Consider the following 12,866-nt stretch of genomic DNA (forward strand, 5'->3'; position numbering starts at 1 on the left):
AGTCGCTTTCGCTACCGAGTTCGGGATAGCAACCAAAAGCCAATGGCAATGCATATACCAATGGGTATTAACACCGCCAGCAATGGCGGAAAGCCAAACACAATACTCGAAGGGCCGAGTAAGTCCTGACTCATGCGAAAGACGATGGCAACGATCACACCGGTAAACACCCGGTAGCCCATGGTCACTTCGCGCAGCGGCCCAAAGATAAACGAAATGGCAATCAACACTAAACCGGCGGTAGCCAAAGGCTGCAAACTTTTCTGCCAAAACGCCAACCAATAAGGGGCGCTTTTTTGCCCATGCTGATCCAAGTAGCTGGCATAGGTATACAGTGTTTGTATTGCCAAAGACCGCGGCGGCATCACCAATACATTCACTAAGTCGGGCGACAAATTAGTGTCCCAGCGACGCGTTAAAAACGTTTCTGTACTGGTATTGGCTTTACCCTCTTGCGCGGCAGCCTCTGGATCTAGATGGGTTATAACGCCCTTCTCTTCCAACCAATAGCCACCTTGATAGGTAGCCGCCTCGGCAAAGCTGACCGACACCAAATTTTGCTTTTCATCGTATTGATAGCGGGTCACACCCATCATTTTGCCGTTCGGCATTACCACATTAAAATGCAAAAATTCTTCGCCTTCACGGCTCCACAAGCCTTGCTGCCCCTCTTGTTGTTGGCGGTCACCCTTGGCTATGGCCTTGCGGCTTTCGGCCATTTGATCAGTCCAAGGTGTGACGTACTCGCCCAGTGCGGCGGCAACCAATATAAGAAAAAACACCGGTTTCATGACGGCCCAGGCAATGCGCGTAACACTCACACCGGCGGCGCGCATAATGACCAATTCACTGGTCCCAGCAAGCTGCCCCAAGCCGATTAAACAACCGGTTAAGGCGGCCAGCGGAATGCTGTTATAAATACGCGTGGGCAAGGTTAAACCGACGTAAATCATCGCCTCTCGAAAATCGTATTGCTTGCTGATGTTATCAATTTCATCCACCACCGCAGCAATCACATCGAGCGCTAGGATCACCAGAAAAACCACAAAAATAGATGCCAATACGGTGCGCGCCACATAGCCGTTTAACTTACGCATGGGCCTGCTCCACTTTTTTCGACGTCAACGTATGGCGAATCCAGCGGCGTAAATTGCCCCAGTTAAATAACAGCAGCGCAATACTGAAAAACACCAAGTGCACTATCCACAAACCTAACAGCGGGTCGAGCTTACCCAGTTTCACTTGATCGCGTGCCGCATTCAGCGCCACTAAATAAATAATGTACAAAAGAATGGCGGGAATCATACCCAAATACCGACCCTGCCTCGGGTTGGTGCGCGACAAGGGCACAGCGAGCAAACACACCACAATCACCAACACGGGTAAGCTGATGCGCCACTGTAAACCAGCGATGCGAATGGGTTCAGTGGCGCCGAATAAATCTAAGGTGGGCTCGGCCTCAACCCGGTATTTAACTCGATACTGGCCTATTTGTTCCTGCATCAGCTGGCCAAAACTTTCAAAGTTAAGCTCTTGAAAATCCGCCATACCGGCTACGCCGGCGTAGCGTTTGCCCTCACCTAAGACAAAGTAGCGCCGCTGAAACTCTTCGTTAAACCACTGTTGACCTGAGTCGGAACGGATAACCGACGACTCGCTGTGGGTTAATAAGGTTTTAGGGTTTACATCGGCGATAAAAACCCCACTCAGGTCTTGCTTGTCTTTGCTAATGGCCGAGGTATAAAAAGTACCCTGCCCCTTATTCAAGGGCTGAAACTGCTCAGGCTGAAGCAGATCGAATTCGCCGCGCGCCTTTTGCTCGGCGAAAATTTCTTCCACCGCCGCCACACCCTTAGGGCTAAGATAAAGCCCGAGTACAGAAACGGCTAATATGACCGGTGACGCAGCCAGTAAGGTATAGGCCAAAAGCCGGCGCTGGCTTAGACCACAGGCCGATAACACCACCATCTCGCTCTCTACATACAAGCGCCCATAAGCCAGCATGACACCAATAAACGTACCGAGCGGCAGAATCAGCTCTAAAAAGCCAGGCAGACGGTAACCCATAATCGCCAGCAGCGCGCCAGGAGAAATATCGCCAGCCGCCGCCTCACCCAAGTAGCGCACAAAAGTGCCGCTCATAAATATCAACAACAAAACACCACTCACAGCCAAAAGGGTGAAGATAATTTCTTTGGCTAAATATCGAAAAATGATCACGTTGTACTATCAATCCTGAGGCTGTGGTTTAGTTCGCCGTCTTGGTAGATTAGACTAGTCGATGAATACACTAGACTTGCAAGCTAGGGCAGAGTAGCGACGAAGTAAACCGCCGCTCGCGCATACTGACGCATTATCGCCAATTACGGCAATTTTGTCTTGACGCAAAGGACACATAATACGCTATGAAATTTTCAGCAAAGCAGTTCGACCTTACCACCCACAAAACACCCTGTTTAGTTATTGGCCTATATGAAGGCGAACTGACCGATGCCGCAAAGGTCATCGACGGCGCCTGCAACAATCTCATTAGCGCGCTGATTAAGCGCAAAGACCTCACCGGTAAAAATGGTCAAACCCTGCTGATCCCCGCGGTAGAAGGCATTGCCGCCGAGCGTTTAATGGTGTTGGGCTTAGGTAAAGCCAAAGAATTGAATGCCGACACCCTGCGCAAAGCACTCATCAAATTAGCCGACAGCTTAAAAGCCGGCGTCGCTAAAAGCGCTAGCGTTGCACTCGGTAACCTCGCCAACGTCAGCCCCGAGCAAGAGGCCCGCATAGTGGCTGAGTGCATCGGCCTTGCCACCTATCAATACAGCGCCACCAAGGGCAAGAAGCCAGATGCCATCGCCCTAAGCACCGTTGAGTGCCATGCCGGCGATAAGAAAACCGCGAGCGCAAAAGACAAAGCCTTAGAAATTGGCGCCGCCATTGCGGAAGGCAGCAATGTCACCCGCGAGCTGGGTAACCTGCCAGCCAACATTTGCACCCCAACCTATTTAGCCGACCAAGCCAAAGCCTTAGCTAAAGCCCACAGCAACCTAAAAACCACCATTTTAGAAGCCGCCGACATGAAAAAGCTCGGCATGGGGTCGCTCTTGTCCGTAGCGGCCGGTTCGGATCAACCGCCAAAGCTAATCGTGATGGAATACAACGGTGGCAAAGCCGGCGCCAAACCGCTGGTGTTAGTCGGTAAAGGCGTGACTTTCGATACCGGCGGTATCAGCCTTAAACCCGGCGAAGGCATGGATGAAATGAAATACGACATGTGCGGCGCCGCCAGCGTATTCGGCACGCTGAACGCTGTACTGCGCTTACAGCTCGCTATTAACTTGGTCTGCATCGTGCCGGCAACGGAAAATATGCCCAATGGCCACGCCACCAAGCCAGGCGATGTCGTGACCTCCATGTCCGGCCAAACCATCGAAGTGTTAAACACCGACGCCGAAGGCCGCCTGATTCTGTGCGACGCCCTCACCTACGCCGAGCGCTTCAAACCCAAAGCCGTGGTCGATATCGCCACCCTAACCGGCGCCTGCGTTATCGCCCTCGGTCACCACGCCACGGGGCTCTACGCCAACCAACAAGAGCTGGCCGATAAACTCCTGAATGCCGGTATCAAGGCCGCCGACAAAGCCTGGCAAATGCCGCTATGGGAAGAGTACCAAAGCCAACTCGACTCGAACTTTGCCGATATCGCCAACATCGGTGGCCGCCCTGGCGGTAGCGTAACCGCCGCCTGCTTCCTGTCGCGCTTCACCAAAGCCTACCACTGGGCCCACTTGGACATCGCCGGCACGGCGTGGAAATCGGGCGCAGCCAAAGGTGCCACCGGTCGCCCCGTACCTCTGCTGACCCAATTTTTGCTCGATCAGGCCGGTAAATGACCAAGATAGATTTTCTATCCAGCCAAGAAACCGATACCGAGGCGCGCCTGCGCCTCGTGTGTCGCGTGGCGCAAAAGGCGCTGCGCAACGGTGAAGACGTGTTTATCGCCTGTACTAATGCCGAACAAGCAACCCAACTAGACGCCCTGCTCTGGTCCTTCGAGCCGGAAAGCTTCATTCCCCACGCCAACTTTACCGCTACGCCTGCCACCTCAAGCGATGCCGAGGCGCCGGTATTGCTAAGCCACGGCGAAGATTGCGGCGACCACCATGGCGTCCTGATCAATTTGCGCAGTCCCGCACCGGCGTTTTTTTCCCGCTTTGAGCGCTTGTTTGAACTGATCGTGCAAACGCCAGAGGTATTAGCCGACACCCGAGCCAACTGGAGCTATTACAAAAGCCGAGGCTATCCGTTAGACTTAAAACATATTTAAACGCCAAGTACGGACACTCACATGGCCGGCAACTCACAGCCTAAAACCAAAGCCGACATTTTACGCGAGCTGCAATCCATCCAACTGCTGCTGGATGAAAACGCGGGCAACGCGGCAGATTCAGATGAGGAATTTCCCGCACTAGACGATGACGACATTCCGCTGCTCGATGCGTTTTTAGACGACGACAACGGCAGCGACGACAGCCATCTCGACCGCGACGAACAGCTCGCAGCCAATGCAGAAACACTCGATGCACTCAATGCGGCCTATGCCGCGCTCACCGGTGAGCTCGAACAACTCACCGGTGACTCGGAGCCAAAAAAGCATGAAAAGACCCCAGAAAAGAAGCCGGCCCAGCAACCTGTCGCGCAAACAGCACCACGCACAAATGCGCCATCGCACCCTCAACAAGCAAAGCAAGCGCATCAGCTACCGGCGGCTCATGCTAAACCGCGCCCACATGAGCCCGAAAATCGAGACCAATTTAGAGAGGCCGAGGCTTTCGGATTCGAACTCGAGCAACAGCTAGAGCAGGAGCAGGAGCCCGTCGTTCATACCGACCCCTCCGCGCCAGCACCGCTGCCTGGGCAACAGAGCCTATTCGAACCCACCAAGCCCAGCAGTGGCGCTAAGAAAGCCGACAGCGATGACAAAGACGGCTACAGACCTGCACCGGTCACCAAGGCCAGCGGTGAAAACCCTTTCCTGCCACAACACATTCGCGAGCGCTTAAGAGGCAACCAGCCGCTACCCAAAGGTGAATTCCTGCTGCCCATGACACCGCCGGCCTACATGGACATGGATAATCTAAGCCAGCACTTTAGCGGCGATGGACTCACGCCAAAGCAACAAGAAACGCTAGCGGGCATGCAGCAAGAGGCTCAGGCCAAACAACAGGCTCTGGCCAAACAGCAAGCAGCCGATAAGCACCCTCAAGCCGCGGCGACAAAACCGCAGACCATCGACACAGTTTCAACGCCTGAGCAGGCCACCGAGAAAGACACCAACACTGACAAAGCCAGCAGTAAAACTCCAAAGAAAGTAGCCAAGCCAGATATCGCCACCGTGATTAACGATGTCATCGAAGAATTCTTGCCGCTCATCGAAGCGCGGCTGCGCAAACGCTTAAGCGAAACCTTAAGCGACGAAGAGTCAACAGAGCACTGACCCATCCGCCCGCTTCGGGTATAATCGCCGCTTTTGCCAGCCCCGCGCACTAACGCGCTGGGGCCTAACGCGTTGAGAGCCCGATGGACAAGACTTACCAGCCCGCCAGTATCGAAACCCAGTGGTACCAAACATGGGAAACCGAAGGTTATTTTAAGCCCTCCGGTAAAGGCGACCCCTACTGCATCATGATTCCGCCGCCGAATGTTACCGGCAGCCTGCACATGGGCCACGGCTTCCAAGAATCCATCATGGACTGCCTCATCCGCTACAACCGCATGAAGGGTAAAAACACCCTCTGGCAAGTGGGCACAGACCACGCCGGTATCGCCACCCAAATGGTGGTTGAACGCTTATTAGACGCCCAAGGTATTTCCCGGCACGACCTCGGCCGCGAGAAATTCTTAGAAAAAGTTTGGGAGTGGAAAGAAGAATCGGGCGGCACCATTACCCGGCAGCTGCGTCGTTTAGGCGCCAGCCCCGATTGGTCGCGCGAGCGCTTCACCATGGACGACGGCTTCTACAAAGCCGTGCAAGAAGTGTTCATTCAACTCTATAAAGACGGCCTGATTTATCGCGGTAAGCGTCTCGTAAACTGGGACCCAAAACTGCACACCGCCGTTTCCGATCTCGAAGTGATTAGCGAAGAGGAAAAAGGTTTCCTCTGGCACTTCCGCTACCCACTGGCTGACGGCTCTGGCCACATTGTTGTTGCCACCACTCGCCCTGAAACCATGCTCGGCGATAGCGCCGTGGCCGTGCACCCAGAGGACGAGCGCTACAAACACTTGGTCGGCAAAATGATCAAGCTGCCGCTAACCGACCGCGAAATTCCCATCATCGCCGATGACTATGTGGATAAAAATTTCGGTACCGGCTGCGTAAAAATTACCCCCGCACACGATTTTAACGATTACGACATGGGCAAGCGCCACAACCTGCCTATTATCAACATCCTTACCGACGATGCGGATTTAAACCAAGACGTGCCGGAAAAGTACCGCGGCATGGAACGCTTCTCCGCGCGCAAACAAATTGTTGCCGACTTCGAAGCGCTGGGTTTACTCGAAAAAATTGACGACCACGTCTTAAAAGTGCCGCGCGGCGATCGCACCGGCGTGGTAATCGAACCCTACCTCACCGATCAATGGTACGTAAAAACCGCACCCTTGGCCGAGCAAGCCATTAAAGCGGTGGAAGACGGCGAGATTAAATTCGTACCCCAGCAATACGAGAATATGTACTTCTCTTGGATGCGCGACATTCAAGACTGGTGTATCTCCCGTCAACTTTGGTGGGGTCATCGCATTCCCGCTTGGTATGACGACGAGGGCAACATCTTCGTTGGCCGCGACGAAGCTGCGGTGCGCGCAGAAAACAACCTCGACGCAGATGTAAATCTACGCCAAGACAACGACGTTCTAGACACTTGGTTTAGCTCCGGCCTGTGGACCTTCGGCACCTTGGGCTGGCCCGAGAACACTGAAGAGCTTAAAACTTTCCACCCCACCGATGTGCTCGTCACCGGCTTCGATATTATTTTCTTCTGGGTCGCGCGCATGATTATGCTGACCCTGCACTTCAGAAAAGAAATTCCGTTCCACACTGTGTATGTGCACGGTTTGGTGCGAGATAGCCAAGGCCAGAAGATGTCAAAATCGAAGGGCAACGTGCTAGACCCTATCGATTTGATCGACGGGATCGACCTGGAAACCTTAGTGGCCAAGCGCACCGCGGGTATGATGCAACCGCACCTGCGCGAAAAAATTGAAAAGCAAACCCGCAAAGAATTCCCCGAGGGCATCAACGCCTACGGCACCGATGCCCTGCGCTACACCTATTACTCGCTCGCCTCCACCGGTCGCGATATCAAGTTTGATGTGGGTCGCATCGAAGGCTTCCGCAACTTCTGCAACAAAATCTGGAACGCCACCAACTATGTGTTGATGAATTGCGAAAACCAAGATTGCGGGCAAGACAATTCTACCGACTACGAGTTGTCACTGGCCGACAAATGGATTATCAGCAAGCTACAAATAACTGAAAAAGCCGTTGCCGAAGGCATTGAAACTTACCGCTTAGATTTAGCCTCGCAAGCCCTGTACGATTTTATTTGGAACGAATACTGCGCTTGGTATTTAGAATTATCTAAGCCAGTGCTGTGGGACGAAAACGCCAGCCCAGCGGCGAAAAAAGGTACTCGCCGCACACTGATACGCGTATTGGAAACCACCCTGCGCCTGGCGCACCCAATGATGCCTTTTATCACCGAAGAAATTTGGCAAAAAGTGAAAACCCTTGCCGGTCAAACCGGCGACACCATCATGCACGCCAGCTTCCCCGTAGCCGTTGACAGCAAAATCGATCAACAAGCCATCGTCGATTTGGAGTGGATTCAAAAAGCCGTAGAAAGCGTGCGCAATATTCGCGGCGAAATGAATATTAGCCCCGCTAAAGCCATCCCTCTGTTCGTGAACAAAGCCGACGCCGAAGAGCAACGCCGCATTAACGACAACCGCGCGTTTTTCACCAAACTCGCTAACCTAGAATCTATCACTTTACTCGATGGCGCCGAAGCACCGCTATCTGCCACCGCGCTGCTGGGCAAAATGGAACTGCTCGTACCCATGGCAGGCTTAATTGATAAAGATGCGGAAATAGCGCGCCTCGATAAAGAAATCGACAAGCTCGATAAAGAAGCGGAACGCATTGAAAACAAACTCGGCAATGCCAAGTTTGTCGACAAGGCCCCGGCGGAAGTCGTGGCCAAAGAGCGCGAGCGATTAGCCGAAGTGAAAGAAGCAACTGCTAAAATGCAGGAACAAAAGGCTCGCATTGCGACCCTGTAAAACCCTAAAACCTTGCGTCTAGCATCCCATAAAAAGTCCGCAACAGCGGACTTTTTATTATTCCACCCAATATTTGGATACCGCGAGTAGCCGTAACGACCAACCAATATAGAATTTGCTAACAGATTAAATGACGTTGGCTTGAACTGGCCGAGTAGCCTAATGAGCACTGGCTCGCATAGCCCACATCACGTGGCCGCCATCAATAGTGTTCAGTGGCGGCTCCATTAGTAACCGCGCTTGACACGAATCGGCCATCGGCCGTACTTACAATGATAAGATGATCAAATACTGTGTTCTAGACAGTGTTCTTATCCTCTTACCCCAGAGAAACAACTATTTTACCTGCCGCTAATTCAAATGGGATGGGCATTCATAACCAACCTTCCCCTCATTATTTGAGCCGCGCCGCAACCGATTAGCGCGAGCACCAGAATGATCACCGCTGCCTTCTCAATATCAAAACATAGCCTCCGAGAGCCGTAACGCTGTTAGCGGTCACGCCAGAACGTTTGATATCGCTTGCCCAAAACGTTTACGAGTCAATTTTTCGCGCAACAATAAAAACAGCCATATTATGTAGCCCATGGTGCCATTGCACTTCAATAGCAAATCCGGCGTCTTCAATTTCTCTCGCCCACTCCGATTCTTTTAGAATAAAGACATCAGGCATCAACCCCAATAGCTTTCCGAGAGGAGCGAACAGCTCAATAAACCGCAGATAAGAATTACTCATACAAACCGTACTACTCACGAAAATGCCGCCGGGCTTCAGAATTCTGGCAACATCCGCCAAAGTCTCATGCCTGTTCGCTAGTAGGTGAATAACATTTAACGCCAATACCGCATCTAAACTCGCGGACTCGGCATTGAATTCAATTAACGTTCCTCTTATAAAGTCGATATTTTCTATACCAGCATCTTTAGCTTTAGCGCGACCAATATCGAGCATGTTTTGGGATATATCTATCGCATGAATATGCTGCACATACGGGGCATGGAAAATAGCTGTAGTGCCCGTGCCGCAACCAAACTCCAGAACTCTCATGTCCGGCGTGAAAAATTTCTGAGTCTCAGCGAGCTTTTTCTGATAAGTTCCCTCATCAGAAATTGGACTCTTCGAATACGCTTCCGCTTTTCTATCCCAAAACCTTTCAGATATATCCATATCGATTATTCCTACATAAATGGCAAGGCAATAACGTCTGAGCCGTAACGCACCGTTAACAGGCCAACAAGCTGCTGCTAACATAGTTGACGCAGGAGTAAAAACCCAAGGTATAAGGTCCTTTTTAACAGCTTGCGCAATAACAGCTTAAACCTTAGACAGGCTAATTCTGTTCACGCCAACCACATGCAAGCAACCAAACCATCAGGGCCAGCTCTCCTAGTGCAAGGAGAATTAACCAACCCAAATCAACATCTGGAGCAAAGTACTTCCCTAAATACATAGCAATATAAGATCCGCCCGCTAGGCCCACAGGCAAACTAAGCCAGTTAGGAACCACCTTAGAACGCCATAACAATATACTGAGTATCCCTAGGTGAACCCCAAACAAGGTTAGCGCCATCGACTCCATTGATTTAGCTGATGATAAATGGTGAAAAACCATAGCGTGGATTTCCGACTCGCTAAATGAGTTTGATGTCGACAAACTCACTGCCAAATCGTAGGCCATAATACTTGAACCGAGACCAACAAAAGCAAGCGCCGTGTAAACAAGCCGAGACCACGCAACCAGTTGTGAAAGCGCCTTTTGATCTTTACGCAAATACCAAAATAACGCCCATGCGACAATAATATCCATAACATATGTAACAAATAACAAGCATGTGCCAATCAGAAATGGCGCGCCATTGGATTGCAAACTATTGACCGTTGCTGCCATGTCACCCTTGATGAGGTTTTGAGGCATAAAATAGAAGTTTGCTATAGGTGCAGCGAAAACCATGACAAGCAGGCCAAACCCAGCGATTAATGCAAAGTTTCCTTGCGTTAAGCCCACATCCGAGTTTGGTTTAGAATCATCATCCATCAAGAAATTCCTTAAGCCTATTTAAGAAGAGGCTGGCATATCGGCTTAGAATCAAAACGACTCATTATTTTACGCCGAAAGCATGCGCGGCTACTTAGTGGATGCGATAGCCGGAACGAAAAAACCGTCGCGTCGACTGCCATTTAAGGCACAATCATTTAACGCCAAATACTGCCTTTTGCCATTAGGTACTCACTAACGACGTAACGCCACGGTATTACTAAAGGCGTTAAAATAACGCCCATAGCGCACGCGAAAGTTGTTCCAGCCGTGTATTCATCCATGCTTCCGGTCAAATAGGCTGGGAGTGCAAAACCCAATAGCCATAGAGACTTCCAAATCAACTCGAAAATAAGAATTGGCAGTAACTTCAGTGGGTAACGCAGACCAAGTAGCGCTAAAAGACTAAAACTAACGAGAATAGCACCTACTACCGTGTGAGAATCCGCTGCCTTTCCAATGCTGGAAAATACACCCGGCCATACAGATAAAATAAGGCCTATACCAATCAATAAGTACATCGCACGAAGCAAATTTAAACGAAAGACACTTACCACCATGAATAAAGCTCCTTTTGTGATACGACATACCTAACGCCCAAAGCATGCCGCCCCTGCCCAGTTTAGCTAATTATTTTTATCAATAATTGTTGGAGATAGTCTCAAGTAAGCAATTGCGCCTAAAAAGGCTAAAAAGCCTTTTACAGCCAGACCAAAAGGAATGAATGTAAAAACAACAATCATAAATGCGGTCAAAGCCATTGCTGACTTTGGTGATATTAGTATTTTTTCATCACAACTTGGACAATTACCGCTGCCCTTAAGAGAGAAGTTCCAGTCCAATTTGTTATCGCAGTTGCAGCAATTCATTTAACTTCCTTGATAATTAGCGCCTTTTAGAATGGGCCGTAGTGTAGGCGCGAAGCGTCGGAACGCAGACCCAGCCGAAGGCGAGCATGGCTAAACTTGATACTAGGCATTTACAAAATCACCTTTTGCTGGCTCTCTAATGAAAACAAGCCTAATGGGTCTGATTTTTGTTCTTTAAGTTTGACTACGCATATTATTTCAGGGCCACTGATTCTTCCACTCTTGTATCCCATAAACTCTGTATAAGTACCGCCAGTGTCGAAACCATGGTATGCAACATCTAACTCTCCGCTTTCGTTAGATGTGTTCCGCCCAACTAGAATTAAACTTGCCAACTGCTCTGCGTACTCGTCCTTTTGGGCATCACTTGGACAAATCAGACTCGCACCCTCTACAGCCCCTCCTGAGCGATCAATGATAAGTAGCGTAAGATTTTTACCTTCTACATATCCATCCCAGGTTGTAACCGAATAGCAACCGCTAATACAAATTGCCAGAGTTAATAAAACTATTAGTCTCATCGGATTAGCGCCCCGCTAAACGGCAAACGAAACGCAGTGTAGCGAGCTCAGTGGAGGCAGCGCTTTTTGCGGCCGAAACGAGTTTGAGCGGCCTGTTAGAAGTATTGATGAACTTCACTTACTGTTACCTCTTCGTTCTCTCCGAATATGTAGAGTTTGCCGCCACCCTCAACAAAATGAACCAAAATGGATAAGACTAGCTTTTGGGCCTCCCGAAGAGCTTGCCACGAATCTATACCATGCATTGCTGCTAGATTTTTGTGAATTCCTTCAACTTTTACTGGGCACGCCCATGAATCATATTCTTCATCTTTGTATGGAACACCAATTGCCACAATGATTTGTGTCTTTTCACCACTTGGCTTTATCGCCTCAAAGCTTCTTTCAGCTATATATTTCATGCTATCCATACGTTGACTTCTAACGCCCGTAGCACGAGCAAAGTTGGAGCGTAGCGGAAACTTTGTCGCTGTGCCTACGTTTGTTATGTTCCACTTTTGGTTGTCGGTTTGAATTTAAGAATACACTGTTTTTCTTGGGCATCTATACCATAAGTAAAACCAGTGTCTACAGGAAAAAGGGTATCCATATTTATTAGCAAAGATTTCCCAAAATCAGAAGTGTCGGTGCTAGTTCTTAGAGTAATATAAGGCGGTAACCCATCAGCTTCTGGTTCGTGATACCACGAAGCATCTATGATGATTTTCTCCTCGCCCTTAAGTACAAACAATTCATGTACACACTTAGGAAAGGTAACTGAGAGCCTGCCAAGACTTAAGGTAAAATCACTTTCATTGAAAGTAGCTGGTTGATATTTAATTGGAAGACCCAGGAGAATATCGCCATTTCGTTCGATAATTGTGTCTTCATGAGCCGCCAAACTCAGAGGCAGCAGAAAAACTGCAATGAACATTTTTCTCATAGATACCCTAGAAACATAACATCATTATTCAGTGTCTCGGAGGCATAATATATTACGCCTCCGAGGCATATATCCAGAGCGGAGCTATGGTACCAGCTCCAACTCCCCCTTTGATTTCAAGAAGTTATCACAGTTTTCAGAATCGGGCGCAAAATAATACGCCTCGGAGGCATATATC

The 12,866-nt window shown here is 50.0% G+C and carries 13 protein-coding genes; 4 read left to right on the top strand and 9 right to left on the bottom strand.

Annotated elements, in window-relative coordinates:
- Positions 1-11: 11 nt before the first annotated feature.
- Both lptG and lptF read right to left on the bottom strand, forming a co-directional pair.
- Complete coding sequence (lptG, locus tag ACGHTT_RS13545) at positions 12-1,097, bottom strand: LPS export ABC transporter permease LptG (RefSeq protein WP_390591281.1); 1,086 nt, start codon at positions 1,095-1,097, stop codon at positions 12-14.
- Positions 1,090-2,220: an LPS export ABC transporter permease LptF gene (gene lptF / locus ACGHTT_RS13550; RefSeq protein WP_390591283.1), complete on the bottom strand. Its 1,131-nt coding sequence runs from the start codon at positions 2,218-2,220 to the stop codon at positions 1,090-1,092. The genes lptG and lptF overlap by 8 nt, the downstream gene beginning before the upstream one ends.
- A gap of 185 nt (positions 2,221-2,405) precedes the next feature.
- On the opposite strand from lptF, the gene ACGHTT_RS13555 reads away from it, so the two are divergent.
- The 4 genes from ACGHTT_RS13555 (at position 2,406) to ACGHTT_RS13570 (ending at position 8,340) form a co-directional block, all read left to right on the top strand.
- Complete coding sequence (locus ACGHTT_RS13555; RefSeq protein ID WP_390591285.1) at positions 2,406-3,887, top strand: leucyl aminopeptidase; 1,482 nt, start codon at positions 2,406-2,408, stop codon at positions 3,885-3,887.
- Complete coding sequence (locus ACGHTT_RS13560; RefSeq protein ID WP_390591286.1) at positions 3,884-4,321, top strand: DNA polymerase III subunit chi; 438 nt, start codon at positions 3,884-3,886, stop codon at positions 4,319-4,321. The genes ACGHTT_RS13555 and ACGHTT_RS13560 overlap by 4 nt, the downstream gene beginning before the upstream one ends.
- A 21-nt stretch (positions 4,322-4,342) precedes the next feature.
- Positions 4,343-5,491 carry a hypothetical protein gene (locus tag ACGHTT_RS13565; protein WP_390591288.1) on the top strand — a complete coding sequence of 383 codons (1,149 nt, stop codon included), beginning with the start codon at positions 4,343-4,345 and terminating at the stop codon, positions 5,489-5,491.
- A gap of 83 nt (positions 5,492-5,574) precedes the next feature.
- Positions 5,575-8,340 (top strand): valine--tRNA ligase, encoded by a 2,766-nt coding sequence (locus ACGHTT_RS13570; RefSeq protein ID WP_390591289.1) that lies wholly within the window; start codon positions 5,575-5,577, stop codon positions 8,338-8,340.
- A gap of 535 nt (positions 8,341-8,875) precedes the next feature.
- Here ACGHTT_RS13570 and ACGHTT_RS13575 read toward each other — a convergent pair.
- From ACGHTT_RS13575 to ACGHTT_RS13605, 7 genes are all read right to left on the bottom strand, one after another.
- Entirely contained in the window at positions 8,876-9,508 is a 633-nt protein-coding gene (locus ACGHTT_RS13575; RefSeq protein ID WP_390591291.1) for a class I SAM-dependent methyltransferase, read from the bottom strand.
- A gap of 163 nt (positions 9,509-9,671) precedes the next feature.
- On the bottom strand, positions 9,672-10,376 hold the full coding sequence (locus ACGHTT_RS13580) for a DUF4386 domain-containing protein (protein WP_390591294.1): 705 nt from the start codon (positions 10,374-10,376) through the stop codon (positions 9,672-9,674).
- A gap of 158 nt (positions 10,377-10,534) precedes the next feature.
- Positions 10,535-10,936: a hypothetical protein gene (locus ACGHTT_RS13585; RefSeq protein ID WP_390591296.1), complete on the bottom strand. Its 402-nt coding sequence runs from the start codon at positions 10,934-10,936 to the stop codon at positions 10,535-10,537.
- 66 nt (positions 10,937-11,002) lie between these two features.
- Entirely contained in the window at positions 11,003-11,245 is a 243-nt protein-coding gene (locus tag ACGHTT_RS13590) for a hypothetical protein (RefSeq protein ID WP_390591298.1), read from the bottom strand.
- Positions 11,246-11,355: 110 nt separating this feature from the next.
- Complete coding sequence (locus ACGHTT_RS13595; protein WP_390591299.1) at positions 11,356-11,766, bottom strand: hypothetical protein; 411 nt, start codon at positions 11,764-11,766, stop codon at positions 11,356-11,358.
- Positions 11,767-11,861: 95 nt separating this feature from the next.
- Entirely contained in the window at positions 11,862-12,176 is a 315-nt protein-coding gene (locus ACGHTT_RS13600) for a DUF6968 family protein (protein ID WP_390591300.1), read from the bottom strand.
- A 74-nt stretch (positions 12,177-12,250) separates the two neighbouring features.
- On the bottom strand, positions 12,251-12,688 hold the full coding sequence (locus ACGHTT_RS13605; protein ID WP_390591301.1) for a hypothetical protein: 438 nt from the start codon (positions 12,686-12,688) through the stop codon (positions 12,251-12,253).
- Positions 12,689-12,866 lie beyond the last annotated feature (178 nt).

Origin of the sequence: Simiduia litorea, from assembly GCF_042853465.1 — a bacterium.
GTDB lineage: Bacteria > Pseudomonadota > Gammaproteobacteria > Pseudomonadales > Cellvibrionaceae > Simiduia > Simiduia litorea.